This window comes from Mesorhizobium sp. P171375 (assembly GCF_057786075.1).
Genome location: NZ_JBYNWF010000001.1, coordinates 4,787,762 through 4,812,828 on the forward strand (window position 1 = coordinate 4,787,762; position 25,067 = coordinate 4,812,828).

General features: G+C 62.3%; 21 protein-coding genes and 3 tRNA genes. 4 read left to right on the forward strand and 20 right to left on the reverse strand.

Features of this window, described 5'->3' with window-relative positions; all coding sequences use genetic code 11:
* Positions 1-64: 64 nt before the first annotated feature.
* The 3 genes from fusA to rpsL form a co-directional block, all read right to left on the reverse strand.
* The gene (gene fusA, locus ACYHH6_RS23295) at positions 65-2,155 is read right to left on the reverse strand and encodes an elongation factor G (protein ID WP_112566712.1); all 2,091 of its coding nucleotides are present in this window, start codon (positions 2,153-2,155) and stop codon (positions 65-67) included.
* Positions 2,156-2,184: 29 nt separating this feature from the next.
* The gene (gene rpsG, locus ACYHH6_RS23300; RefSeq protein WP_008875664.1) at positions 2,185-2,655 is read right to left on the reverse strand and encodes a 30S ribosomal protein S7; all 471 of its coding nucleotides are present in this window, start codon (positions 2,653-2,655) and stop codon (positions 2,185-2,187) included.
* 64 nt (positions 2,656-2,719) lie between these two features.
* Positions 2,720-3,091 (reverse strand): 30S ribosomal protein S12, encoded by a 372-nt coding sequence (gene rpsL / locus ACYHH6_RS23305; RefSeq protein ID WP_006333356.1) that lies wholly within the window; start codon positions 3,089-3,091, stop codon positions 2,720-2,722.
* 474 nt (positions 3,092-3,565) lie between these two features.
* On the opposite strand from rpsL, the gene ACYHH6_RS23310 reads away from it, so the two are divergent.
* Both ACYHH6_RS23310 and ACYHH6_RS23315 read left to right on the forward strand, forming a co-directional pair.
* Positions 3,566-3,847, forward strand: a complete 282-nt coding sequence (locus ACYHH6_RS23310; RefSeq protein ID WP_352585983.1) for a transcriptional regulator — start codon at positions 3,566-3,568, stop codon at positions 3,845-3,847.
* A gap of 116 nt (positions 3,848-3,963) precedes the next feature.
* Positions 3,964-4,899 carry a Gfo/Idh/MocA family protein gene (locus ACYHH6_RS23315; protein WP_352585982.1) on the forward strand — a complete coding sequence of 312 codons (936 nt, stop codon included), beginning with the start codon at positions 3,964-3,966 and terminating at the stop codon, positions 4,897-4,899.
* Between the two features lie 34 nt (positions 4,900-4,933).
* Here ACYHH6_RS23315 and ACYHH6_RS23320 read toward each other — a convergent pair whose 3' ends face one another.
* From ACYHH6_RS23320 to tuf, 14 genes are all read right to left on the reverse strand, one after another.
* On the reverse strand, positions 4,934-5,599 hold the full coding sequence (locus ACYHH6_RS23320) for an O-methyltransferase (RefSeq protein WP_352585981.1): 666 nt from the start codon (positions 5,597-5,599) through the stop codon (positions 4,934-4,936).
* A gap of 77 nt (positions 5,600-5,676) precedes the next feature.
* On the reverse strand, positions 5,677-9,873 hold the full coding sequence (gene rpoC / locus ACYHH6_RS23325) for a DNA-directed RNA polymerase subunit beta' (protein WP_112566740.1): 4,197 nt from the start codon (positions 9,871-9,873) through the stop codon (positions 5,677-5,679).
* Between the two features lie 133 nt (positions 9,874-10,006).
* The gene (rpoB, locus tag ACYHH6_RS23330) at positions 10,007-14,143 is read right to left on the reverse strand and encodes a DNA-directed RNA polymerase subunit beta (protein WP_112566723.1); all 4,137 of its coding nucleotides are present in this window, start codon (positions 14,141-14,143) and stop codon (positions 10,007-10,009) included.
* A gap of 247 nt (positions 14,144-14,390) precedes the next feature.
* On the reverse strand, positions 14,391-14,768 hold the full coding sequence (gene rplL, locus ACYHH6_RS23335) for a 50S ribosomal protein L7/L12 (RefSeq protein WP_142864855.1): 378 nt from the start codon (positions 14,766-14,768) through the stop codon (positions 14,391-14,393).
* 54 nt (positions 14,769-14,822) lie between these two features.
* Positions 14,823-15,341 (reverse strand): 50S ribosomal protein L10, encoded by a 519-nt coding sequence (gene rplJ / locus ACYHH6_RS23340; RefSeq protein ID WP_023667437.1) that lies wholly within the window; start codon positions 15,339-15,341, stop codon positions 14,823-14,825.
* 376 nt (positions 15,342-15,717) lie between these two features.
* Positions 15,718-16,416: a 50S ribosomal protein L1 gene (gene rplA, locus ACYHH6_RS23345; RefSeq protein WP_352585980.1), complete on the reverse strand. Its 699-nt coding sequence runs from the start codon at positions 16,414-16,416 to the stop codon at positions 15,718-15,720.
* Between the two features lie 4 nt (positions 16,417-16,420).
* Complete coding sequence (rplK, locus tag ACYHH6_RS23350) at positions 16,421-16,849, reverse strand: 50S ribosomal protein L11 (protein ID WP_112566731.1); 429 nt, start codon at positions 16,847-16,849, stop codon at positions 16,421-16,423.
* 171 nt (positions 16,850-17,020) lie between these two features.
* Positions 17,021-17,548, reverse strand: coding sequence for a transcription termination/antitermination protein NusG (gene nusG / locus ACYHH6_RS23355; protein ID WP_006333333.1), 528 nt, complete (start codon positions 17,546-17,548; stop codon positions 17,021-17,023).
* Between the two features lie 27 nt (positions 17,549-17,575).
* Positions 17,576-17,779, reverse strand: a complete 204-nt coding sequence (gene secE, locus ACYHH6_RS23360; RefSeq protein ID WP_023667439.1) for a preprotein translocase subunit SecE — start codon at positions 17,777-17,779, stop codon at positions 17,576-17,578.
* Between the two features lie 364 nt (positions 17,780-18,143).
* A tRNA-Trp gene (locus ACYHH6_RS23365) sits at positions 18,144-18,219 on the reverse strand.
* A 69-nt stretch (positions 18,220-18,288) separates the two neighbouring features.
* Positions 18,289-18,843, reverse strand: coding sequence for a putative glycolipid-binding domain-containing protein (locus tag ACYHH6_RS23370; protein WP_488500474.1), 555 nt, complete (start codon positions 18,841-18,843; stop codon positions 18,289-18,291).
* Positions 18,844-18,846: 3 nt separating this feature from the next.
* Positions 18,847-19,332, reverse strand: coding sequence for a group II truncated hemoglobin (locus ACYHH6_RS23375; protein WP_352585978.1), 486 nt, complete (start codon positions 19,330-19,332; stop codon positions 18,847-18,849).
* A 99-nt stretch (positions 19,333-19,431) separates the two neighbouring features.
* On the reverse strand, positions 19,432-21,090 hold the full coding sequence (locus tag ACYHH6_RS23380) for a COG3904 family protein (RefSeq protein WP_352585977.1): 1,659 nt from the start codon (positions 21,088-21,090) through the stop codon (positions 19,432-19,434).
* Between the two features lie 157 nt (positions 21,091-21,247).
* The gene (gene tuf / locus ACYHH6_RS23385; RefSeq protein WP_352585976.1) at positions 21,248-22,423 is read right to left on the reverse strand and encodes an elongation factor Tu; all 1,176 of its coding nucleotides are present in this window, start codon (positions 22,421-22,423) and stop codon (positions 21,248-21,250) included.
* A 294-nt stretch (positions 22,424-22,717) separates the two neighbouring features.
* Between tuf and ACYHH6_RS23390 the strand changes: the two genes are divergently transcribed.
* Entirely contained in the window at positions 22,718-23,605 is an 888-nt protein-coding gene (locus ACYHH6_RS23390; protein ID WP_352585975.1) for a DMT family transporter, read from the forward strand.
* Between the two features lie 48 nt (positions 23,606-23,653).
* Here the strand turns inward: ACYHH6_RS23390 and ACYHH6_RS23395 are convergent, their stop codons facing one another.
* Positions 23,654-23,911 carry a GlsB/YeaQ/YmgE family stress response membrane protein gene (locus tag ACYHH6_RS23395; protein WP_142864859.1) on the reverse strand — a complete coding sequence of 86 codons (258 nt, stop codon included), beginning with the start codon at positions 23,909-23,911 and terminating at the stop codon, positions 23,654-23,656.
* 132 nt (positions 23,912-24,043) lie between these two features.
* Here ACYHH6_RS23395 and ACYHH6_RS23400 point away from each other — a divergent pair, with 132 nt between their 5' ends.
* A complete protein-coding gene (locus ACYHH6_RS23400) occupies positions 24,044-24,505 on the forward strand; it encodes a YidB family protein (protein WP_352585974.1) in 462 nt (153 codons plus the stop codon).
* A gap of 186 nt (positions 24,506-24,691) precedes the next feature.
* Here ACYHH6_RS23400 and ACYHH6_RS23405 read toward each other — a convergent pair.
* Together ACYHH6_RS23405 and ACYHH6_RS23410 are read right to left on the reverse strand one after the other, a co-directional pair.
* Positions 24,692-24,765 (reverse strand) — tRNA-Gly (locus tag ACYHH6_RS23405).
* 27 nt (positions 24,766-24,792) lie between these two features.
* Positions 24,793-24,877, reverse strand: a tRNA-Tyr gene (locus ACYHH6_RS23410).
* Positions 24,878-25,067 lie beyond the last annotated feature (190 nt).

The following is a 25,067-nucleotide window of genomic DNA, read 5'->3' on the forward strand; positions in this document are numbered from 1 at the left end:
TGATGTCTCCAATCTGCTCGCCCATACGGGCCTTGAATTAAGTTACTGCTGCAACCCGCTGGGGTTACGCGTATTTCTTCTGGACTTCCTGGGCGACCGCGGTCGGCACAGGCTCATAGTGATCGAACTGCATCGTGTAGGCCGCGCGGCCCTGGCTCATCGAGCGCAGGTTGTCGACGTACTTGAACATGTTGGCCAGCGGTACCATCGCGTTGATGACGACAGCCACGCCACGCGCTTCCTGGCCCTGGATCTGGCCACGACGGCCGTTCAGGTCGCCGATGACGCTGCCGACATAGTCTTCCGGGGTCACGACTTCGACCTTCATGATCGGCTCGAGCAGCTGCACGCCAAGCTTGGGTGCGGCTTCACGGAAACAGGCGCGGCCGGCGATTTCGAAGGCGAGCACCGAGGAGTCGACATCGTGGTAAGCGCCGTCGATGAGCGTCGCCTTGACGCCGATCATCGGGAAGCCGGCGAACGGGCCCGACGTCATGACGCTGTTGATGCCCTTTTCGACACCCGGGATGTATTCCTTCGGAACCGCACCACCGACGATCTTCGACTCGAACTCGAACTCCGAGCTCTCCGGATTCGGCTCGAACAGCAGCTTGACGCGGGCGAACTGACCGGTACCGCCGGTCTGCTTCTTGTGCGTGTAGTCCTGCTCGTGCTTGCGGGTGATCGTCTCGCGATAGGCCACCTGCGGCGCGCCGACATTGGCCTCGACCTTGAACTCGCGACGCATGCGGTCGACGATGATGTCGAGGTGGAGCTCACCCATGCCCGAGATGATGGTCTGGCCGCTTTCCTCGTCGGTCTTGACGCGGAAGGACGGATCCTCGGCGGCCAGGCGGTGAAGGGCGAGGCCCATCTTTTCCTGGTCGTTCTTGGTCTTCGGCTCGATGGCGATCTGGATGACCGGATCGGGGAATTCCATGCGCTCGAGGATGACCGGGTGCAGCGGATCGCTAAGCGTATCGCCGGTGGTCGTGTCCTTCAGGCCAGCCAGGGCGACGATGTCGCCGGCAAAAGCCTCTTCGACGTCGGCGCGCGAATTCGCATGCATCTGCAGCATGCGGCCGATGCGCTCTTTCTTGCCCTTGACGGTGTTGTCGAGCGAGACGCCCTTGGTCAGCTTGCCCGAATAGATGCGAGCAAAGGTCAGCGAGCCGACGAACGGGTCGTTCATGATCTTGAAGGCCAGCATCGACAGCGGCTCGTTGTCGTCCGCATGACGCTCGATCTCGGCGTCGGTCTTGGCGTCGACACCCTTGATGGCAGGAACATCGGCCGGCGACGGCAGATATTCGACGACGGCGTCGAGCAGCGGCTGCACGCCCTTGTTCTTGAAAGCCGAGCCACAGAACATCGGGAAGAACTTGACCGCGATGGTACCCTTGCGGATCAGCGCGCGGATCTCGTCATTCGACGGCATCTTGCCTTCGAGGTAATTTTCAAGCGCCGTCTCGTCCATTTCGACGGCGGCTTCGATCATCTTCTCGCGGAATTCCTCGGCTCGAGCCTTGAGGTCGGCCGGGATCTCGACGACGTCCCAGGCAGCGCCCAGCGTCTCGTCGCGCCAGACCAGCGCGTTCATCTCGACGAGGTCGACGACACCCTTGAACTCGGTCTCGGCGCCGATCGGCAGCTGCATGACGACGGCATGCGCACCGAGGCGCGAACCGATCATCTCGACCGAGCGGTAGAAGTCGGCACCGATCTTGTCCATCTTGTTGCAGAAGATCATGCGCGGAACGCGATACTTGTCGGCCTGACGCCAGACAGTCTCGGTCTGCGGCTCGACACCGGCGTTGGCGTCGAGCAGCGCGATGGCGCCGTCGAGCACGCGCAGCGAACGCTCGACTTCGATGGTGAAGTCGACGTGTCCGGGGGTGTCGATGATGTTGAAGCGGTACATCTTGCCGTCACGGCCCTTCCAGAAGGTCGTGGTGGCGGCGGAGGTGATGGTGATGCCGCGTTCCTGCTCCTGCTCCATCCAGTCCATGGTGGCAGCGCCGTCGTGCACTTCGCCGATCTTGTGCGACTTGCCCGTGTAATAGAGGACGCGCTCGGTGGTCGTCGTCTTGCCGGCGTCGATATGCGCCATGATACCGAAATTGCGGTAGTCTTCGATTTTATATTCGCGGGCCATCGTGAATGCCTTCTCAGTCTCGTTCGCGCTTACCAGCGGTAGTGCGCGAATGCGCGGTTGGCTTCTGCCATCTTGTGGGTGTCTTCACGCTTCTTCACGGCCGTGCCGCGGTTGTTGGCCGCGTCCATCAGCTCGCCGGAGAGGCGGTCGACCATCGTGGTCTCGTTGCGGTTGCGCGCGGCTGCAATCAGCCAACGGATCGCCAGGGCCTGACGGCGCTCGGGGCGCACATCGACCGGAACCTGGTAGGTGGCGCCGCCGACGCGACGCGACCGGACTTCCACATGCGGCGCGACATTGTCGAGCGCCTGATGGAAGACGGTGACCGGTTCCTGCTTGGTCTTCGACTGAACCTGGTCGAGCGCGCCGTAGACGATGGTCTCGGCGACCGATTTCTTGCCGTCATACATGACGGCGTTCATGAACTTGGTAACGATCAGATCGCCGAACTTCGGATCCGGGTTGATCTCACGCTTTTCTGCACTGTGACGACGGGACATGGCTTTTGTCTCTCAATCTCTCATAGCCCGGCGCTGTCAAAAAAAGCGCCGAAGCCGGAAAACCTTACTTCGGACGCTTCGCACCGTATTTCGAACGGCGCTGCTTGCGGTTCTTCACGCCCTGCGTGTCGAGCACGCCGCGGATGATGTGGTAGCGCACGCCCGGAAGATCCTTGACGCGGCCGCCGCGGATCATGACCACGGAGTGTTCCTGAAGGTTGTGACCTTCGCCGGGGATGTAGCCGATCACTTCAAAGCCGTTGGTCAGGCGGATCTTGGCCACCTTGCGCAGTGCCGAGTTCGGCTTCTTCGGCGTCGTTGTATAGACGCGCGTGCAGACGCCCCGCTTCTGCGGGTTCTGCTGCATGGCCGGGACCTTGTTGCGCTTCACCGGCGCAATGCGCGGCTTGCGGATCAGCTGGTTGACGGTAGGCATTAAACCCTCTTGTCTCTCAATTCCGTGTCTCGCCCTGTCAGGGCCGCTCAAAGCGTCAATTCCATACGCAAATTCGGGCCATAAACCGCGCCTCGCGGTCCAGCCCGAACAAAATGCAGAGGAAGCGGAAACCGCCTCATGCGCGCCGGAAATGTCTTTTCGCTCGTAAAACGAACCCTGTTTGAGGCAAACTCCAAAGCGTGTCGCTTCGGAAGGGAGAGCCTCACATCGGTTCTGACTGGGCGGCTTCTACTCGCAAGACCGTGAACCGTCAACCCCGGCACGCCAAATATTGCGCGCTGACCAAGGCTTAGCAGCCATGCGAAAAACGCATGTAATTTTCTTTCTTAAGTTTGCAAGGGGAAGGAAGAAAGTGACCGGCTTGCGGCTGTCCTGCACCGCCGCTTCATGGCAAAAGGCGCCATGGACAGCCCCAAACCCCTTGCCCGCCCGAATCTCAAGAGGAATCAGCCCGTGAACGACAATGAGGAGCGCCCGGTCACCATCATCACCGGCCGCGTCTGGAAAAAGAAGGGCGGCAAGCCGGAAGGCGTCCATGTGATGCTGGTTGCCCCCGACGACGATTCGGCCGTGCGCCGTGCCCTCGAATCGCTCGCCGCCGAAGGCTATGCCGAGGCCGAGCTCGACCAGATCGGCGACATGGAGGGCGAGCCCAACGATGAGCCGCATCTGTCGGCCTTCCAGGGCGCACTCGAAGGCGAAGTATCGATCGTGACGTTCGAGGTCCCGCTGTAAGCCTGAGAATCGGGTTCGGCTCGCACTTGTCACCGCGCCGGCTTGCCCGGCACAGGTTCTCTGCTAAGAACCAAGGCGACTTAAGAACAGCCCAAATTCCAATCTGCGGAGTCCCCATGTCCTCCAACAATGGTCCCATCAAGCTCGGCATCGTCGGCGTGGGCAAGATCGTGCGCGACCAGCATCTGCCGGCGGTGGCCAAAGATGGGGATTACCGCCTGATCGCCGCCGCCAGCCGGCACGGCAAGGTCGATGATATCCCGAACTTCCCGACCATAGAGGCGATGCTCGACGCGGTGTCCGAACTCGAGGCCGTGTCGCTGTGCATGCCACCGCAGTATCGCTACGACGCTGCGCGCACGGCACTGATCGCGAAAAAGCATGTCTTCCTCGAAAAGCCGCCGGGCGCCACCGTCAGCGAGGTCGAGGATCTGAAGCGGCTGGCGCAAGCCAATGGGGTTACGCTGTTCGCCAGCTGGCATTCGCGCTACGCGCCGGCGGTGGAGGCCGCGCGGACATTTCTGAGCTCGGCCAAAATCAGCTCGGCGGCAATCGTCTGGAAGGAAGATGTCCGCCGCTGGCACCCGAACCAGGACTGGATCTGGGCTCCGGGCGGTTTCGGTGTTTTCGATCCCGGCATCAACGCGCTGTCGATCGCGACACACATCCTGCCGGCAATGTTCATCACCTCGGCGGTACTCGACTTTCCCGAAAACCGCGCCTCTCCGGTTGCCGCCCATGTCAATTTCCGCACCTCCGATGGGTTGCCGGTGACGATGGAACTCGACTGGCTGCAGACCGGCCCGCAGAGCTGGGACATCCTGGCAGACACCGACGAAGGCAAGATGGTGCTGTCCGGCGGCGGCACCAGGCTCGCCGTCGATGGCAAGGTGGTCCATGACGAGCCGGAGGCCGAATATCCCCAGCTCTATCGGCGCTTCGCCGAGATCGTGCGCGCCGGCGTCTCCGATGTCGACCTGGCGCCCCTCCAGCACGTCGCCGACGCCTTCATGCTCGGCAAGCGCAATGTGGTGGAAGCGTTCTTCGACTGAGCGGCGAGCTTGGCCGGACCGTAGCCCGGCCACTTCACTCGACGACAGCGATGGCAAATCCGTCATAGCCTTTGGCGCCGACGGTCTGGATGGCGGTGCCGTCCAGTCGCTTCTCGCCGCCGATGAAGGAGAACGCGGCGCGTGCGCCTTCGACATAGGCGTCACGGCCATCGTCGTTCAGCACCGTACCGTCACGGACGACGTTGTCGCAGATGATGACCGATCCCGGCCGTGACAGCCGCATCGCCCATGACAGATAGTTCGGGTTGTTCGGCTTGTCGGCGTCGATGAAGATCAGGTCGAACGGACCGGCATTTTCGCTGCCAAGCGTTGCGAGCGACTGCAGCGCCGGGCCGACGCGCAGGTCCACCTTGTCCGACATCCCTGCCCGCTCGAAATTCGAACGCGCGACTTCTGCGTGGTGCGGATCGAGTTCGAGCGTCACGACCGTGCCGTCGGCCGGCAATCCCCTTGCCATCCAGATGGTCGAGTAGCCACCGAGCGTGCCGACCTCCAGCACCTTCCTGGCACTGCTGATGCGCACCAGAAGCGACAGCAGCTTGCCTTGGGCGGCCGACACGTCGATCGCCGGCAGGCTCTGTTTGCGATTGGTTGCGATCACCGCGTCAAGCACGGGATCCGCTTCGAAAAGGGAGGAGACAATGTAGCCGTCGACAGCCGTCCAGGTCTTGTTGCTCATGGTGCTTCCTCGTTCGTAAGGCCAAAACGCGAAAAGGGGCCACTTGGGCCCCTTTCCTTCTTCTCGTCCGACCGCGCTTACTGCGCGGCGTTGACCATGTCGGTCAGCATCGGATCGGCGACTTCGACACCGGAGGCCTTGCGGCGCTCGTCGATGATCAGCTCGTCGCGCGAGGTGGCGATGCGCCGGATCTGGCTCATCGTGCCGCCGGTACCGGCCGGGATCAGCCGGCCGACAATGACGTTTTCCTTCAGGCCCTGCAGCATGTCGGTCTTGCCGGCAACCGCAGCTTCCGTCAGCACCCTGGTTGTCTCCTGGAAGGAGGCGGCCGAGATGAAGGACGGCGTCTGCAGCGACGCCTTGGTGATGCCGAGCAGCACCGGCTGGCCTTCGGCCGGCTTCTTGCCGTCCTCGATCAGGCGCTCGTTGACTTCTTCCAGTTCGATCACGTCCACGTGGTCGCCCGGAATGTAGGTCGAGTCGCCCTGCGTGGTGATCTCGACCTTCTGCAGCATCTGGCGAACGATCACTTCGATGTGCTTGTCGTTGATCGACACGCCCTGCAGGCGGTAGACTTCCTGGATTTCGTTCACGAGGTAGGAAGCAAGTGCCTCCACGCCCTTGATCGCGAGGATGTCGTGCGGCGCCGGATTGCCGTCGAGGATGTAGTCGCCCTTCTCGATGACGTCGCCGTCCTGGAGATGGAACGGCTTGCCCTTCGGGATCAGGTATTCGACCGGCTCAAGCGTCGAGTCATGCGGCTCGATGATGATGCGGCGCTTGTTCTTGTAGTCGCGGCCGAAGCGGATCGTGCCATCGATCTCGGCGATGATGGCGTGATCCTTGGGACGGCGTGCCTCGAACAATTCGGCAACACGCGGCAGACCGCCGGTGATGTCCTTGGTCTTGGCGCTTTCCATCGGGATACGCGCCAGCACGTCACCGGGGCGAACCTGCGAACCCGGCTCGACCGAGAGAATGGCCTCGACCGAGAGCAGGAAGCGGGCGTCGCCGCCCTTCGACAGCTTGCCGACCTTGCCCTTGCCGTCCAGGATGGCGATTGCCGGCTTGAGGTCGTTGCCGCGCGGCGTCGAGCGCCAGTCGATGACCTCACGCTTGGTGATGCCGGTTGACTCGTCGGCCGTTTCCTGAACGGAAATGCCGTCGACCAGATCCTCATACGCCACCTTGCCCTCGATTTCGGTGAGGACCGGGCGGGTATAGGGATCCCACTCGGCGATACGCTGGCCGCGCTTCACCTTGTCGCCATCGTCCACGAAGATACGCGAACCATAGGTGACGCGGTGCGTGGCGCGTTCCTTGCCGGCCTCATCGAGGATCAGCACCGCCATGTTGCGGCCCATGACCATCTGCTGGCCGTCCGAGTTGCGCACCACGTTGCGGTTGCGGATCTCGACCTTGCCCTCATACGAGGCTTCAAGGAACGAACTATCCACCACCTGCGCCGTACCGCCCATGTGGAAGGTACGCATGGTGAGCTGGGTGCCCGGCTCGCCGATCGACTGCGCCGCGATGACGCCGACGGCTTCGCCCTGGTTGACCGGGGTGCCGCGGGCCAGATCGCGTCCGTAGCAGACCGCGCAGACGCCGACCCTGACTTCGCAGGTCAGTGCCGAACGGATGCGGACCGACTGCACGCCGGCCTTTTCGATCTGCTCAACGTCACGCTCGTCCATCAGCGTTCCGGCCTTGACCAGAACCTCGCCCGACACCGGATGGTTGATGTCGTCGAGCGCGGTACGGCCCAGCACGCGCTGGCCGACCGAAGCGACGACCTGACCGGCATCGACGATCGGCTGCATGGTGAGGCCCTTGTCGGTGCCGCAATCCACGGAGTTGACGATGCAGTCCTGCGCCACGTCGACCAGACGACGGGTGAGGTAACCCGAGTTCGCCGTCTTCAAGGCGGTGTCGGCCAGACCCTTGCGGGCGCCGTGGGTCGAGTTGAAGTACTCGAGCACGGTCAGGCCTTCCTTGAAGTTCGAGATGATCGGCGTCTCGATGATTTCACCCGACGGCTTGGCCATCAGGCCACGCATGCCGGCGAGCTGGCGCATCTGGGTGGGCGAACCGCGCGCACCCGAATGCGACATCATGTAGATCGAGTTCATCGGCTTCTGACGGCCATTGTCCTCGAACTCGACCGCCTTGATGCGGGCCATCATTTCGTCGGCGACCTTTTCCGAGCACTTGGCCCAGGCGTCGACGACCTTGTTGTACTTCTCGCCCTGGGTGATCAGACCGTCATTGTACTGCTGCTCGTATTCCTTGGCCAAAGCCTCGGTGTCGGAGACCAGCTTGATCTTGGCGTCCGGGATCAACATGTCGTCCTTGCCGAACGAAATGCCGGCGCGGCAGGCATGGCCGAAGCCAAGCGCCATGATGCGGTCGCAGAAAATGACCGTCTCCTTCTGACCGCAATGGCGGTAGACGGTGTCGATCATCTTGGAGATGTTCTTCTTGGTCATCTCCTGGTTGGCGGTCTCGTAAGGCACGTTGACGTTCTTCGGCAGCAGTTCGCCGATGATCATGCGGCCGGGCGTGGTGTCGTAGATCTTCGACACGACCTTGCCTTCGGCGTCGACCGAACGGAAACGGCCCTTGATCTTGGCGTGCAGGGTGACAGCCTTGGTCTCGAGCGCATGCTGGAGCTCGCCCATGTCGGCAAACACCATGCCTTCGCCCGGCTCGTTCTGATTGACGATCGAGAGATAGTAGAGACCCAGAACCATGTCCTGCGACGGCACGATGATCGGCGCGCCGGAAGCCGGATGCAGGATGTTGTTGGTCGACATCATCAGCACGCGGGCTTCAAGCTGAGCCTCGAGGGACAGCGGCACGTGAACGGCCATCTGATCGCCGTCGAAGTCGGCGTTGAAGGCCGTGCAGACCAGCGGATGCAGCTGGATCGCCTTGCCTTCGATCAGGATCGGCTCGAACGCCTGGATGCCCAGGCGGTGCAGCGTCGGCGCGCGGTTCAACAGCACCGGATGCTCGCGGATGACCTCGTCGAGGATATCCCAGACTTCCGGACGCTCCTTCTCGACCAGCTTCTTGGCCTGCTTGACGGTCGAGGAGAACCCCTTGGCGTCGAGGCGGGCGTAGATGAAGGGCTTGAACAGTTCGAGCGCCATCTTCTTAGGCAGGCCGCACTGGTGCAGCTTGAGCTCCGGGCCGGTGACGATGACCGAACGGCCCGAATAGTCGACGCGCTTGCCGAGCAGGTTCTGGCGGAACCGGCCCTGCTTGCCCTTCAACATGTCGGACAGCGACTTCAGCGGACGCTTGTTGGCGCCGGTGATGACGCGGCCGCGGCGGCCGTTGTCGAACAGTGCGTCGACAGCTTCCTGCAGCATGCGCTTTTCATTGCGCACGATAATGCCGGGCGCGCGCAGCTCGATCAGCCGCTTCAGGCGGTTGTTGCGGTTGATGACGCGGCGATAGAGGTCGTTCAGGTCGGACGTCGCGAAACGGCCGCCGTCCAGCGGGACGAGCGGGCGCAGGTCCGGCGGGATCACCGGAACCACCTTCATGATCATCCATTCCGGACGGTTGCCGGATTCCATGAAGTTCTCGACGACCTTGAGCCGCTTCAGATACTTCTTCTGCTTCAGCTCGGACGTGGTCGAAGCCAGTTCCGAACGCAGGTCGCCGGCGATCTTCTCCAGGTCCATGCCGGCCAGAAGGTCATGAATGGCCTCGGCGCCGATCATCGCGGTGAAGGAATCCTCGCCATACTCGTCGACGGCGATCATGTACTCTTCCTCGCTGAGCAGCTGGTGCTCCTTCAGCGCGGTGAGGCCAGGCTCGGTGACGATGTAGTTCTCGAAGTAGAGGACGCGCTCGATATCCTTGAGCGTCATGTCGAGCAGCGTGCCGATGCGCGACGGCAGCGACTTCAGGAACCAGATGTGAGCGACCGGTGCTGCCAGCTCGATATGGCCCATGCGCTCGCGGCGAACGCGCGACAGCGTGACTTCGACGCCGCACTTCTCGCAGATGACGCCCTTGTACTTCATGCGCTTGTACTTGCCGCACAGGCATTCATAGTCCTTGATCGGGCCAAAAATACGCGCGCAGAACAGACCGTCACGCTCCGGCTTGAAGGTGCGGTAGTTGATGGTCTCCGGCTTCTTGATCTCGCCGAACGACCAGGACAGAATCTTCTCAGGGCTGGCGAGCGATATCCGGATGGAATCGAACACCTGCGCCGGCGCCTGCGGATTGAAGAGATTCATGACCTCTTGGTTCATGCCGTTCTCCTTTTCGGGGTCCTCGAAAACCCCTTGCATCTAACGCGGGCCAAATGCCCGCTGAGTGGTCGGCCCACCGGCCGTCGAATTTGGTGCATCCGGCCGCGGACTCCCGCGACCGGATGTCTTGCTTTTACTCGGCTGCGTCAGGCAGCCGGACAGGGTTGTCGTCAAGCTTGGTGTTCTCCAGCTCGACATTGAGGCCGAGAGACCGCATTTCCTTGACGAGCACGTTGAAGCTCTCCGGAATGCCGGCTTCGAACGTGTCGTCGCCGCGCACGATCGCCTCGTAGACCTTGGTGCGGCCGGCCACGTCGTCCGACTTCACCGTCAGCATTTCCTGCAGCGTGTAGGCGGCGCCGTAGGCTTCCAGCGCCCAGACCTCCATTTCGCCGAAGCGCTGGCCGCCGAACTGCGCCTTGCCGCCCAGCGGCTGCTGGGTAACGAGCGAGTACGGACCGATCGAACGCGCGTGGATCTTGTCGTCCACCAGGTGGTGAAGCTTGAGCATATAGATATAGCCCATCGTCACCTTGCGATCGAACGGCTCGCCGGTGCGTCCGTCATAGAGCTGCGACTGACCGCTGGTGTGCAGGCCCGCCTGCTCCAGCATGATGTTGATGTCGACCTCATGCGCGCCGTCGAACACCGGCGTCGCGATGGAGACGCCGCGGCGCATCTGTTCGCTGAGGCGAACGATGCTCTCGTCGTCATACTCGCGGACCGGCTCGTTGCGGTCGTTGGCAGGGATGAAGCTCTCGAGCGTCTTGCGCAGCGGCTTGATGTCTCCGGCCGTCTTGTACGCGTCGATCAGCTCGCCGATCTTCTTGCCCATGCCAGCACATGCCCAGCCCAGATGCGTTTCCAGGATCTGGCCGACATTCATGCGGCTCGGCACACCCAGCGGGTTGAGCACGATATCGGCATGCGTGCCGTCCTCGAGGAAAGGCATGTCCTCGACCGGAACGATGCGCGACACGACACCCTTGTTGCCGTGACGGCCGGCCATCTTGTCGCCCGGCTGCATCTTGCGCTTCACGGCCACGAAGACCTTGACCATCTTCATGACGCCCGGAGGCATTTCGTCGCCGCGCTGCACCTTCTCGACCTTGTCCATGAAGCGCTGCTCGAGCGCCTTCTTGGAGTCGTCGTACTGGCCACGCAGCGCTTCCAGTTCGCTCTGGAGCTTTTCGTTCTCCACCGCAAACTGCCACCACTGCGAACGCGGATACTCGTCCAGCGTGTCCTTCGACAGCTTCGAGCCCTTCTTGAAGCCCTTCGGTCCGGCAATCGCTTCCTTGCCGACGAGGACGTCGGAAAGGCGTGAATAGACGTTGCGGTCGAGGATCGCCTGCTCGTCGTCGCGGTCCTTGGCGAGGCGTTCGATCTCCTCGCGTTCGATCGCCATGGCGCGCTCGTCCTTCTCGACGCCGTGACGGTTGAACACGCGCACCTCGACGACGGTGCCGAAGGTGCCCGGAGGCATGCGCATCGAGGTGTCGCGAACGTCGGACGCCTTTTCACCGAAGATGGCGCGCAGGAGCTTTTCTTCCGGCGTCATCGGGCTTTCGCCCTTCGGCGTGATCTTGCCGACCAGGATGTCGCCCGGCTGCACTTCCGCACCGATGTAGACGATGCCGGCCTCGTCGAGGTTCTTCAGCGCTTCTTCCGAAACGTTCGGAATGTCGCGCGTGATTTCCTCCGGCCCGAGCTTGGTGTCGCGGGCCATGACTTCGAACTCCTCGATGTGGATCGAGGTGAAGACGTCGTCGGCCACGATGCGCTCGGAGAGCAGGATCGAGTCCTCGTAGTTGTAGCCGTTCCACGGCATGAACGCGACCAGCACGTTGCGGCCGAGCGCCAGATCGCCAAGCTCGGTCGACGGACCGTCGGCGATGATGTCGCCCTTGTTGACGCGGTCGCCCATGCGCACCAGCGGACGCTGGTTGATGCAGGTGTTCTGGTTCGAACGCTGGAACTTCATCAGCCGGTAGATGTCGACGCCCGACTTGCCGGGATCGAGATCTTCCGTGGCGCGGATAACGATACGCGTCGCGTCCACCTGGTCGACGATGCCGCCGCGGCGGGCGCCGATGGCAGCGCCCGAGTCACGGGCAACGATCGGCTCCATGCCGGTGCCGACAAACGGCGCTTCGGCGCGCACCAGCGGCACGGCCTGACGCTGCATGTTGGAACCCATCAGCGCGCGGTTGGCGTCGTCGTTCTCGAGGAACGGGATCAGCGCCGCGGCCACAGACACCATCTGCTTGGGCGACACGTCCATCAGATCGACGTTTTCGCGCGGCGCCATCATCACTTCGCCGGCGCTGCGGCAAATGACGAATTCGTCGACGAACCCGCCGTTCTTGTCGAGCTCGGCATTGGCCTGCGCAACGTGGTGCTTGGACTCTTCCATAGCGGAGAGATAGACGACCTCATTGGTCAGCTTGCCGTTGACGATCTTGCGGTACGGGCTTTCGATGAAGCCGTACTTGTTGACGCGCGCGAAGGTCGCCAGCGAGTTGATCAGACCGATATTCGGGCCTTCCGGCGTCTCGATGGGGCAGATGCGGCCGTAATGCGTCGGGTGCACGTCGCGCACCTCGAAGCCGGCGCGCTCGCGGGTCAGACCGCCCGGTCCAAGTGCCGACAGGCGGCGCTTGTGGGTGATCTCCGACAGCGGATTGGTCTGGTCCATGAACTGCGACAGCTGCGAGGAACCGAAGAACTCGCGCACGGCGGCAGCCGCCGGCTTGGCGTTGATCAGGTCCTGCGGCATCACCGTGTCGATCTCGATCGAGGACATACGTTCCTTGATCGCGCGCTCCATGCGCAGCAGGCCGACGCGGTACTGGTTCTCCATCAGCTCGCCGACAGAACGCACGCGGCGGTTGCCGAGATTGTCGATGTCGTCGATCTCGCCCTTGCCGTCGCGCAGTTCGACCAGCGTCTTGACCACGGCCAGGATGTCGTCCTTGCGCAGCACGCGCACGGTGTCCTCGGCCTTGAGTTCAAGGCGCATGTTCATCTTGACGCGGCCGACGGCCGACAGATCGTAGCGCTCGCTGTCGAAGAACAGCGAGTTGAACATGGCTTCGGCGGTTTCCAACGTCGGCGGCTCGCCCGGGCGCATGACACGATAGATATCGAACAGCGCGTCCTGGCGGCTCTCGTTCTTGTCGACGTTGAGCGTGTTGCGGATGTAGGCGCCGACATTGACGTGGTCGATGTCGAGAACCTTGATTTCCTGCTCGCCGGTGCCGAGCAGCACCTTCAGCGTCTTCTCGTCGATCTCGTCGCCGGCTTCGAGGAAGATTTCGCCGGTGCCGTAGTTGACGATGTCTTCGGCCAGGTAATTGCCGAGCAGATCCTCGTCGGTCGCCTTGATCGCCTTCAGACCCTTTTCGCCAAGCGCCCTTGCCTGGCGGGCGGTGATCTTCTTGCCCTGCTCGACGACGATCTCGCCGGTGTCGGCATCGACCAGGTCGCCGACAGCCTTGAGGCCGCGGAAACGCTCGACGTTGAACGGAATGCGCCAGTGATCGCCCGCGCGCTTGTAGGTGATCTTGTTGTAGAAGGTCGACAGGATCTCTTCGCCGTCCATGCCAAGCGCCATCAACAGCGACGTCACCGGAATCTTGCGGCGGCGGTCGATGCGGGCGTGCACGACGTCCTTGGAATCGAACTCGATGTCGAGCCACGAACCGCGATAGGGGATGACGCGCGCGGCAAACAAAAGCTTGCCCGACGAGTGCGACTTGCCCTTGTCATGGTCGAAGAAGACGCCCGGCGAACGGTGCATCTGCGAGACGATGACGCGCTCGGTGCCGTTGACGATGAAGGTGCCGTTCAAGGTCATGAGCGGCATGTCGCCCATGTAGACGTCCTGCTCCTTGATGTCCTTGATCGACTTGGCGCCAGTATCCTCATCAATATCGAACACGATGAGGCGCAGCGTCACCTTCAGCGGCGCCGCATAGGTCAGGTCGCGCTGACGGCATTCGTCAACGTCGAATTTCGGTCCTTCGAACTCGTACTTCACGAACTCCAGCATCGAGGAGCCGGAAAAATCGGAGATCGGGAAGACCGACTTGAAAACGGCCTGCAGCCCTTCGTCCGGACGGCCGCCCTTGGGCTCGTCCACCATCAGGAACTGGTCATAGGATGCCTTTTGAACCTCGATCAGGTTCGGCATCTCCGCAACTTCCGGGATCTTTCCGAAGAACTTGCGTACGCGTCTGCGGCCATTGAAAGTCTGGGTCTGGGCCATCGTCGCTCCTTAGCTATAAACTCGGGACGAGCCTCGCCGCGGCTCACCTTGCATGCGCGGCCACCTCGGTGGCGGCCCCTGATCTGTTTTCCCGCCGCCTGGCGGCGACGGCTAAAACGGGAGAAAACCCGTTTCCTGAAGGCCGGTTCCGGCCCTCAGGAAAGAGGTTCCCTTACATCTCGCGCTACGCATCCTCCCTTCCATGAAGGGAGTGGCGGACGGCGCGAGGCCGCCCGCCGCTTTACGCTTACTTCAGGTCGACCTTGGCGCCGGCTGCTTCCAGCTGGGCCTTGAACTTCTCAGCGTCGGCCTTGGAAACGCCTTCCTTGACCGGCTTCGGAGCTGCTTCGACCAGATCCTTGGCTTCCTTGAGGCCCAGGCCGGTGATGGCGCGGACTTCCTTGATGACGTTGATCTTCTGAGCGCCTGCCTCGGTGAGGACGACGTCGAATTCCGTCTTTTCCTCGGCCGGAGCAGCAGCAGCGGCAGCGCCGCCAGCAGCGGCAACCGCCACCGGAGCAGCAGCCGAAACGCCCCACTTTTCTTCAAGAAGCTTCGACAGCTCGGCCGCCTCGAGGACGGTCAGCTTCGAAAGGTCGTCTACGATCTTTGCCAGATCAGCCATTGTTGTATTCCTTCATCAGGTTCGAACGTGTGTTTGTGATAGCGAGGAACGGCCTCATGCCGCCTCGTCCTTCCGGGCGTAAGCGCCGATGACGCGCGCGACCGAAGCCGCTGGCGCATTGACGATCTGGGCGATCCGGGTTGCCGGCGTGGCGATCATGCCAACCAGCCTGGCGCGCAGCTCATCGAGCGACGGAAGTGTGGCGAGTGCCTTCACACCGTCGGCGTTGAGCGAGGTCGTGCCCATTGCGCCGCCGAGAATGACCAACTTGTCATTTCCCTTGGCGAAATCGGACGCGACCTTCGGCGCCGCAATCGGATCCTCCGAATAAGCGATCAGCGTCTGTCCCTTGAACAGGTCGATGATCGATGCGGAGTCCGTGCCCTGAAGAGCGATTTTGGCGAGACGGTTCTTCGCGACTTTGACGGTGCCACCGGCAGCGCGCATTTTCGACCGAAGGTCGTTCATTTGCGCGACGGTGATACCGGCGTAGTGGGCCACGACGACTGAACCAGCGCCTGCAAAAGCACCATTCAGGCCCGTGACGAGTTCGCGTTTTTCCGCTCTGTCCACTGCCTATCTCCAGTTGACCCCTGCCCCTCTAATAGGACAGGCGTCGGGTTGCCTTTTTGCCGGCCGGGCCATCCAGTAACGGATCTCCCGAACGACGCTCGAGGATCCTGCCCCCTTTCGCCACATCGACGGACAAGCCGGCGATGCGCAGACAAAAGGCAAACACGGTTCGAACCTTTCATTGGAGCTTGTCGCTCCGTTGTCAGGTTTTCACCCGTCTCATGCAGGCCCAATTGAATTAAGGCTTCTGGGCCGCCTGCAATCTCGGACAGGATGTCCGGAAACCTCTCGGCTTCCGGTACCGGGCCGCCGACAGGTCGGAGGCCCGGAATTCACTTGCGGATCAGCGCGTTAGCGGCCGATCCAGATGTTCGTATCAGGACGCTGCGAGCGTCGAGACGTCGAGCTTGAGGCCCGGGCCCATCGTCGAGGTGACAGACACCTTCTTGACGTAGTTGCCCTTGGCGCCAGCCGGCTTCGCCTTGGTGACCGCATCGGCGAAGGCGCGGATGTTTTCTTCCAGCGCCTTGACGTCGAACGAGACCTTGCCGACGCCGGCCTGAACGATGCCGGCCTTCTCGACGCGGAACTCGACAGCGCCGCCCTTCGATGCCTTGACGGCGGCAGCGACGTCGGTGGTGACGGTGCCGACCTTCGGGTTCGGCATCATGCCGCGCGGGCCGAGCACCTTGCCCAGACGGCCGACCAGCGGCATCATGTCCGGTGTGGCGATGCAGCGATCGAAGTCGATCGTGCCCTTCTGGACGATCTCGACCAGATCCTCGGCACCGACGATGTCGGCACCGGCGGCCTTGGCTTCCTCAGCCTTGTCGCCACGTGCGAACACGGCGACACGGACCGAGCGGCCGGTGCCGTTCGGCAGGTTGACCACGCCGCGGACCATCTGGTCGGCATGACGCGGGTCGACGCCGAGGTTCATCGCGACTTCGATGGTCTCGTCGAACTTCACCGTCGAACGGTCCTTGAGCAGCTTCAGCGCTTCACCCAAGGCATAAGCCTTGTTGGGATCGATGCCTTCGCGGGTCTTCGATACACGCTTTGCAATCTTTGCCATGATCTCAGCCCACCACTTCCAGACCCATCGAGCGGGCGGAGCCCTCGACCATACGCATGGCCGCTTCGACGTCGTTTGCGTTCAGATCCTTCATCTTCTGCTCGGCGATGGCGCGCACCTTGTCGCGGCCGATCGTGCCGACCTTGACCTTGCCCGGCTCCTTGGAGCCCGACTTCAGGTTCGCAGCCTTCTTCAGGAAGTAGCTCACCGGCGGCGTCTTCATGACGAAGGTGAACGACTTGTCCTGGTAGTAGGTGATGACGACCGGAATCGGCGATCCCTTTTCCATTTCCTGGGTCTGCGCGTTGAACGCCTTGCAGAATTCCATGATGTTGATGCCGCGCTGACCAAGCGCCGGGCCGATCGGGGGCGACGGCGTAGCCGAGCCCGCGGCAACCTGGAGCTTGAGCTGGCCTGCAATTTTCTTAGCCATCTCTTTCCTGCCTTTGTTTCATGCCGGTCCCATTGTCGGGAGCGCCGGCGGTTGCAGTCTGGTGGTGCGGTTCGCGCGGCCGGCTAAAGCCACATTCGCCTCCCACCCGTTCTAGCCGCGCATCTTTGCGCCGCCTCCCTTTGCCGGCGAACCGGCGCGGGGGTTTTCGGATCAGCCCTTTTCGACCTGTCCGAATTCCAGATCGACCGGCACGGCGCGCCCGAAGATCGAAACTTCCACCTTGAGCCGCGCCCGCTCCTCGTCCACTTCCTGGACGAAACCGTTGAACGAGGCGAATGGACCATCCGAAACGCGGATCGCCTCGCCGATCTCGAAGGTGACCGAGGGCTTGGGCCGCTCGACGCCTTCCTGGACCTGGTTCAGAATCCGCTGCGCCTCGGCTTCCGTGATCGGCACCGGCTTGGAGTCACCGAGGAAGCCGGTAACCTTCGGCGTATTCTTGACCAGCGAGAACACCGCGTCGGTCAGATTGGCCTTCAGCAGCACATAGCCCGGAAAGAACTTGCGCTCGGCATCGACCTTGCGGCCGCGGCGGATCTCGACGACCTTCTCGGTCGGCACCACGATCTGCTCGATATCGGCGGACAGGCCCTTCTGCTTGGCCTTGTTCTCGATGTCCTCGGCGACCTTTTTTTCAAAGTTCGAATAGGCGTGGACGATGTACCACCGCGCGGTCATTTCAAGACTTCTCCGTATTCGCCGAACTTAATGGCCGAGGCTCAGTAGCCGCTCGATCGCGTAGCCCATGGCCACGTCGGCGGTGAAGAAAAAGATCATCGCGATGACCGCAAACACGAGCACCATCACCGTCGAGATCATCGTCTCCCGGCGCGACGGCCAAGTCACCTTGGCGGTCTCCGCGCGGACCTGCTGGAGAAAGACGAAAGGATTTGTGGTTTTCGAAGCCATATGCCGCTCTGTCTTCAAGACCCGTTGGCCGGGTCTCCTGGATGATCCCGCTGGCCGGGACGTGCCGCCTGGGTTTCAAGTCAGCGCCGAATCAGCGCCAGTTCGCCCATGCAAATCGGACGCGTAAAGCCGGCTTCCCAGCTCCACGCGTCGCGTGTCTGTTGTGTCTACATAAAACCGATTCTTGATCCACGCAAGTGGCAAGTGTCCGCTTTATGACCAAACGCCGCCTCGGAACCATCCAGTCGTCCCGTCCCGGCTATGGGGGCCTTATGCCTCAGTTTCCCTAATATGGCAAGCCACCTGCCATTTTTCAATGCGGAGCACGGGACCGAGTTCGTTCGTTAAATCGCCATTTGAGAAATGGCACGGGCAGCAGGGCTCGAACCTACGACCTGCGGTTTTGGAGACCGCCGCTCTACCAACTGAGCTATGCCCGTACGCGCGTTTCGGCGCAGGCGCTTCCTAAAAGCTTCCGGGCGCGCTGTAAAGAGTGGTCTGACACGCTTTCATATCCTTCGCCAGAAATCCGGATAGGTGACGACTAGCCCCTGCCCGTCAACCTCGATTTCACGGCGAAAACCGCTGACCAGCAACTCGTAGAGATAGCGCCCGCCCTCCTCAAGACACGTGTAGCGCTGCCGGCTCCTGACGATGCTGAGCTCCGGAAGCTCTATGAAGGCTGCGGCAATCTCGGCGCTTTCGCCGCGTTTGAGCTGCAGACGCTGGATCGGCAGCGTGTTGGTGAACGGCGTGACGGTGAGGTCGGGATAGAGCGCGCCCTCCAATTCAGCGGCCGGAACGCCATCCTTCAACCAGTTGCCCAAGCCGTCCGTGGTGAGCCTAACACTTGTACCGCCGACAAGATCGACCTCGACCTCCCTTGCGAGCCAGTCCGGGCTGCAGGCGATGCGGTAGTGTACCGCGAAAGGCTTCGCATCCGCCGAGATGGCGACGGATTCAGCCGATATGCCGTCGGCGCCTTGCCGCAGCACCAGATGTTCGACGCCAGGACCTTGCCACTGCCGCCAGCGCACGATGCTGGTCGTCTCCTGCTTCGGCACGGCTCAGGATTTCCCAGCCGGCGGCTTGTACGGCCCGCCCGGCACGCCCCAGCCCCAGGCCGGCATCGGTTCGGTCTCCGGGTCGCAGGTCTCGCCGAGGGTGGAGTTCATCTTGGCCAGCCGCGATCCCCATTCGACATAGCCCATGAAGGCGGAGCGGAATTCGGGATCGTCCGGCAGCCCGACCGCGTCGGCGGCATCAACAAGCAGGCTGATCCAGCGGCGACGCTGTTCTTCCGTCAAATGCTTGCCGAGATGATGCATGACCATCTCGCGGTGGCCGCCATGCTTATCGCTATAAGTTTTCGGTCCACCGAAAACCTCGCCGATAAAGGCCGCGACATGCGCGGGATGGTCGGGCGACATGTGCTTGAACACCGGGCCGACCACCGAGTCGCGAGCCACCTTGTCGTAAAAAGTCGCCGTTAGCCGGTTGAGGGCCTCAATGCCGCCGGCCCATTCGTAAAGCGTCGGGATATCCTGACTCATGTCCGATCCTCCGCCAGCCCCCGGCGCCGGCAATGACGATAGCGGAAAAATCGCGCCTCACTCAACCTGCCTCGATGGCGAGTTCCCGAAACCGAGCGCCTACAATTTGGCCGGCGCTTCGGCCTGCGCGTTGGACGACGCCACCACGCGGCAATTCTCGGGTTTCGGCGCCGACTTGCAGATGCTGGAACCCGTCAGCGCATCCACCGACTGGCGCCCGGTCGTCAGGCCGACCTTCAGCATGATGTCAGGTTCGAGCTGTCGCTCGACCGAACTGCCCTGAAGCGCCTTGAACAGAGCCGGGCTTATCGCCATCTCGTCGAGATAGGCTTTTACCGTCTGTTTCTGCCCCATCAGATAGAGGCTGAGCCGCGCCTGGGGACCGACAAGCCGTCTGGCGCCACCGGCCAGCATCAGCGCGCAGGCCGAATCGCAGTCGCCGTCGCCATCGACACTCAGTCCGGCATAGGCGCCGTCCTTGGCCAGGCAATTCCACTCTGCCGGGTCGCAGCCGACGAAATCAGTGCGGGCAACGGCAACGTCGAGTTTCTTTTCATGGATGATCCGACCCGCCGCCAGGGCGCCGGAGAGGTCGCCGCCTCGCGAGCTGATCACCACGGGCAGCCGCCGGTTGCCAAGTGTGGCGAGCAACTGGCTGAGCTTCTGCGGCGTCTGAGGCGTAATCGCGCCTTGCGCTGCAATCCATTCCGGGCAGTCGGGATTGCAGAGCGGGTTGCTGCCGCGAACCACGACAAAGCGCATGCCGTCATCGGTTTGGACGTTCTCCGGCTTCATCGGCGGCGGCGCTGCCTTTGCCACGGCCGACAGGCCGCCAGCTGGCTTGTTCGCCGGGATTTCGCGACAATTCTGAGCCGGAAGGTCCAGCGTGCACAGGCTTGCGCTGGTCAGCAAATCTGCAGCGTCCGCGCTGGTGACCAGCTTCATTGTCAGCATGTCGCTAAGGTCGATCTGCTGGATGTCGCTGGCTGGCGTGCTCTTCATCGTTTCGACCACACTGAGGTCGACACCCATCTCCTTGAAATAGGTGGCCAGCTTGCGCTCGACCTTCTTGCTCATTTCGTAGGTCTTGTAGCTGCCGGCATTCTTGCGGCTGACGATCTTCTTGCTGATGACCCGCTTCTTGCCTTTCACGACGCGATAGCGGACTTCATATTGCACGTTCATTTGCACGACCGTGGTCGTGATCTGGTGGACGCCGAGATAGGCCAGCGGCCCGACCAGGCGCCTGGTGCCGCCGGCCAGCATCATCGGGCAAGCGGACGCGCAATAGCTGCCGAGCACATAGGGGTTGCCGATATAGTGCGAGCCCTTGGCGTCGTTCTCCTTGCAGTTCTTCACCCCCGGCTCGCAGCCGACAAACCAGGTCCGGCCGACCGCGATGTCGAGCTTGTTCTTGCGGATCATACGGCCCATGGCGATGGCCGCATCGACATCGCCGCCGGGTGAGTTGACGACGATCGGCAGTTTGCGGCGGCCGAGCGTTTTCAGGGCGGCCTTGAGCAGCGCCGGCGACTTTGCCGATATCGCACCCTCGGCCGATATCCATTCCGGGCAGGTCGGCTCGCAGCCCGGCGCATTGCTGCGCACGACGACGAACCGCATCGGCGAATCCGGGTCCGGCTCGGAATTTTCTGTCTGGCCCGCGAAGGCGGCATTGCCCATGGCAAGCAGCGACACCAGGCAGATCAGCCCCAGTGCCCGGCACGCCCAACCCTGAAAACGGTGCCGTGGAACCATCCGACCAAGCCCCTCAATAGCAACCTATACTAGTATAGGCCCAGAGACTTGCACAGAGATTGGGACACCAAAACAGGCACATCTGGGCATCAGTCAACGAAAAAGGGCGGCCTTGAGGCCGCCCTTTCCTTGTCGATCCGGCGGATGCCGGGCTCGATTATTCTTTGATGGTGACGACGATGCCGGCACCGACGGTGCGGCCGCCTTCACGGATGGCGAAGCGCAGCTTCTCTTCCATGGCGATCGGCACGATCAGCTCGACATCGACCGTGATGTTGTCGCCGGGCATCACCATCTCCGTGCCTTCCGGCAGCGACATGATGCCGGTCACGTCGGTCGTGCGGAAGTAGAACTGCGGACGGTAGTTGGTGAAGAACGGCGTGTGACGGCCACCTTCGTCCTTGGTCAGGATGTAGGCTTCGGCCACGAACTTCTTGTGCGGCTTAACCGTACCGGGCTTGGCCAGGACCTGGCCGCGCTCGACACCTTCACGGTCAACGCCGCGCAGCAGCGCGCCGATGTTGTCGCCGGCCTGGCCCTGATCGAGCAGCTTGCGGAACATTTCAACGCCCGTGCAGGTCGTCTTGGTCGTCGGACGGATGCCGATGATCTCCAGTTCCTCGCCGACCTTGACCACGCCACGCTCGACGCGGCCGGTCACGACCGTGCCACGACCCGAGATCGAGAACACGTCTTCGATCGGCATCAGGAACGGCTTGTCCAGCGGACGAACCGGCGTCGGGATGTAGGCGTCGACCTGAGCCATCAGCTCGCGGATCGCGTCTTCACCGATGGTCTTGTTCGAATCTTCCAGAGCAGCCAGCGCCGAGCCCTTGACGATCGGAATGTCGTCGCCGGGGAACTCGTTCTTCGACAGAAGCTCGCGAACCTCGAGCTCGACCAGTTCGAGCAGTTCGGCGTCGTCGACCTGGTCGACCTTGTTCAGGAACACAACGATCGACGGCACGCCGACCTGACGGGCAAGCAGGATGTGCTCGCGGGTCTGCGGCATCGGGCCGTCGGCAGCCGAAACCACCAGGATCGCGCCGTCCATCTGCGCGGCACCGGTGATCATGTTCTTCACATAGTCGGCGTGGCCGGGGCAGTCGACGTGGGCATAGTGGCGGTTGGCCGTCTCGTATTCGACGTGAGCCGTCGAAATGGTGATGCCGCGGGCCTTCTCTTCGGGCGCCGCATCGATCTGGTCGTAGCGCTTGTATTCGCCAAAATACTTCGTGATCGCCGCCGTCAGCGACGTCTTGCCATGGTCAACGTGACCAATCGTGCCGATGTTCACATGAGGCTTAGTGCGCTCGAATTTACCTTTTGCCATAGTCTCTTTCCTTGGACGGCCTTGACCTTCAGTTCAGTCGAATGCGGGGCGATTAGCGACTACCGCCGAAAAACACAAGTGCCTTGTGGCCGGGTGCGCTGTCCACTCGGTCCGAACCGATGATCCGATTGCGGGGGATATGGCGCTGATATAGGAACGCGCGACGGGAAATGAAATGGCGCCGGCTTCAGCGCGTGTCTGCAACTCCCGGCTATGTCCTGGCTCTTCCTTGCTGGATTGGCAGCCCGCGCTTGGCCCATTGCCGCTGCGGCGCCGGTCTGATTTGGTCGCCCGATGCATTTCATCCCCACATCCATACGCGGCCCGCTGTTCATGATCGTCTCGACGGGGTCCTATCTCGTCAACGACACGATGATGAAGCTCGCCACCGCGGGCTTGCCGTCCTATGAGGTGCTGTTCCTGCGCGGGGTCGCGGCCACGCTGTGGGGCGTGCCGCTGCTATTCTTGCTCGGCTATGGCAGGCAGATCCCGCTGATCTTCGACAAGCGCGTGCTGCGCCGTAACCTGCTCGAGCTGGCGGCGATCCTTTGCTACGTGGTGGCGCTGGCCAACATGCAGATCGCCGATTCAACCGCGCTAGGGCAGATCACCCCGCTTTTGATGCTGGTCGGCTCCTCCATCCTGTTCGGCGAGCGGATCGGCGGCGTGCGCATGGCGCTGATCGGGCTCGGCTTCGTCGGCGCGGTCATGGTGGCGCAGCCGACCATGGAGGGCATCTCGGTCTATGCCTTGCTGGCGCTCGGCAACGCCGCCCTGTCGGCCGCGCGCGATCTCGCCGGCAGGCGAGTCCCGGCCGAGGTGCCGGGCATGATCGTCGCCATTTCCGCCGTCGTGGTGGTGCTGATCGGCGCCGGCGCCGCGCATCTGGCATCCGAGCGCTGGGAGATGCCGGAAGCCCGTCACCTGCTGTTGATGGCCGGCGCCGGGTTCTTCCTGATCTTCGGCCATTTCTTCATCTTCATGGCCTATCGCGTCGGGCCGACCGGCGTCGTGGCGCCGTTCTACTACTGCTTCACCGTCTGGGCGGTCATTTCAGGCGTGCTGGTGTTCGGGCAGTTCCCGAATGCCTTGGCCGTGTGCGGCATCCTGCTGGTGGTGGCGAGCGGACTCACGATCGTCTCGCTGGATGAACGCAAGCGCAGGCTGACCGTCGTCGCCTAGCCTTCACGGCAACGTATCGGCAGCCAGCCAGTTCGGCAGAACTGGCGCTTAAAGCGCCCGCCTGCCGCTGATCTGATGATAGGCCCACAGCACGACCACCGCGCCGATCACGGCGACGATCAGGCTCCAGATGTTGAGGCCGGTCACACCCGAAGCGCCGAAGGCGCTGAAGATCACACCGCCGACAATGGCGCCGACAATGCCGAGCACGATATCCATGATCAGGCCCTGGCCGGTCTTGTTGACGATCTTGCTGCCGATGAAGCCGGCGATGACGCCGAGGATGATCCAGCTTATGATGCCCATTTTTCCTCTCCATTCCCCCGCCGGCCGATCATGGTCACATGATTGTCAAAAGCTCAAGCCAACTTGAAATTCGGCCCCCGCGCTCCATTCTAGCGATGGGACGGGGCTTGGTCGCTACGGAGGATTGGACCTATGGGACTTTTTGACAACGCCGTACCCGGTGGCAACATCACCAAACCGCTGATGATCGCGCTCGGCGCGCTGCTGGTCGGAAAGATGCTGAGCGGCAGAAATGCCGAACAGCCTGACGTGCCTGCCCAGCCTCAAACGCCTGCCCCTACAGGAACCACCGCCTCCGGCGACGGCGGCCTGCTTGGCGGACTGGGCGGATTGCTCGACAAGTTGAAAGACGCCGGCCATGGCAATGTTGCCGATTCCTGGGTCGGCACCGGACAGAACCAGCCGATCAACGCCAATGATCTTGGCAAGGCGATCGGTCCTCAGGTCATTCGCGAGATCGCGCAAAGGACCGGGCTGGACGAGCAGGAACTGCTCAAGCAGCTGTCCACCGCCCTGCCCGGCATTGTCGACAAGCTGACGCCGAACGGCCAGGTGCCGCAGCAGCACCAAGTCGCGTCCGCTTTCAACAGCTAGGGCGCCGCTCCAGCATTTTCAGCCAAGACGCCCGGCATCGCCTTGCGGCTGTCGGGCATGGCTTCGACAGCGCCGCGAACTGCCTGGTGGTCGATGGATCGACCGGCGTGTAGACGGAAACCGAAAAGTCCCGACGGCAACATCGTGGAGGTATTCGCTGAAATCTGATGCGGATTGGGGAAAGTTTGGAGCGGGTAGCGGGAATCGAACCCGCATATTCAGCTTGGAAGGCTGCTGCTCTACCACTGAGCTATACCCGCTTCGCTTCAGGGCTGACGGGCTGGCAGTGGTGGAGAGGGTTGGATTCGAACCAACGTAGGCTAAGCCAACGGATTTACAGTCCGTCCCCTTTAACCACTCGGGCACCTCTCCAGCCTGCCGTCGAAGCCTTGCAACGAGGCATTCTCGCCGATCCGGTCGAAACCAAGGTTTTGTCCGAAATCAGCGAAGCGCCTTATGGCGGCAAGGCCAGTGGGTGTCAACCGCACGTCTCGGCAAAATGCGCTGATTTTGACAGCCCGCCCGGCAAGCCGGCTTTCTGCCTGTATCCATGCCCTTGCGA

Excerpts from the sequence above, each read along its gene's own strand:
- ACYHH6_RS23320 (WP_352585981.1), bottom strand. The coding sequence starts at position 5,599 with ATGAGCAACAAGACCTGGACGGCTGTCGACGGCTACATTGTCTCCTCC.
- rplL (WP_142864855.1), bottom strand. The coding sequence starts at position 14,768 with ATGGCTGATCTGGCAAAGATCGTAGACGACCTTTCGAAGCTGACCGTC.
- ACYHH6_RS23390 (WP_352585975.1), top strand. The coding sequence starts at position 22,718 with ATGCATTTCATCCCCACATCCATACGCGGCCCGCTGTTCATGATCGTC.
- ACYHH6_RS23400 (WP_352585974.1), top strand. The coding sequence starts at position 24,044 with ATGGGACTTTTTGACAACGCCGTACCCGGTGGCAACATCACCAAACCG.
- rpsL (WP_006333356.1), bottom strand. The coding sequence starts at position 3,091 with ATGCCTACCGTCAACCAGCTGATCCGCAAGCCGCGCATTGCGCCGGTG.
- ACYHH6_RS23395 (WP_142864859.1), bottom strand. The coding sequence starts at position 23,911 with ATGGGCATCATAAGCTGGATCATCCTCGGCGTCATCGCCGGCTTCATC.
- rplK (WP_112566731.1), bottom strand. The coding sequence starts at position 16,849 with ATGGCTAAGAAAATTGCAGGCCAGCTCAAGCTCCAGGTTGCCGCGGGC.
- secE (WP_023667439.1), bottom strand. The coding sequence starts at position 17,779 with ATGGCTTCGAAAACCACAAATCCTTTCGTCTTTCTCCAGCAGGTCCGC.
- rpsG (WP_008875664.1), bottom strand. The coding sequence starts at position 2,655 with ATGTCCCGTCGTCACAGTGCAGAAAAGCGTGAGATCAACCCGGATCCG.
- rpoB (WP_112566723.1), bottom strand. The coding sequence starts at position 14,143 with ATGGCCCAGACCCAGACTTTCAATGGCCGCAGACGCGTACGCAAGTTC.
- tuf (WP_352585976.1), bottom strand. The coding sequence starts at position 22,423 with ATGGCAAAAGGTAAATTCGAGCGCACTAAGCCTCATGTGAACATCGGC.
- ACYHH6_RS23315 (WP_352585982.1), top strand. The coding sequence starts at position 3,964 with ATGTCCTCCAACAATGGTCCCATCAAGCTCGGCATCGTCGGCGTGGGC.
- nusG (WP_006333333.1), bottom strand. The coding sequence starts at position 17,548 with ATGACCGCGCGGTGGTACATCGTCCACGCCTATTCGAACTTTGAAAAA.
- rplA (WP_352585980.1), bottom strand. The coding sequence starts at position 16,416 with ATGGCAAAGATTGCAAAGCGTGTATCGAAGACCCGCGAAGGCATCGAT.
- fusA (WP_112566712.1), bottom strand. The coding sequence starts at position 2,155 with ATGGCCCGCGAATATAAAATCGAAGACTACCGCAATTTCGGTATCATG.
- ACYHH6_RS23375 (WP_352585978.1), bottom strand. The coding sequence starts at position 19,332 with ATGAGTCAGGATATCCCGACGCTTTACGAATGGGCCGGCGGCATTGAG.
- rpoC (WP_112566740.1), bottom strand. The coding sequence starts at position 9,873 with ATGAACCAAGAGGTCATGAATCTCTTCAATCCGCAGGCGCCGGCGCAG.
- ACYHH6_RS23380 (WP_352585977.1), bottom strand. The coding sequence starts at position 21,090 with ATGGTTCCACGGCACCGTTTTCAGGGTTGGGCGTGCCGGGCACTGGGG.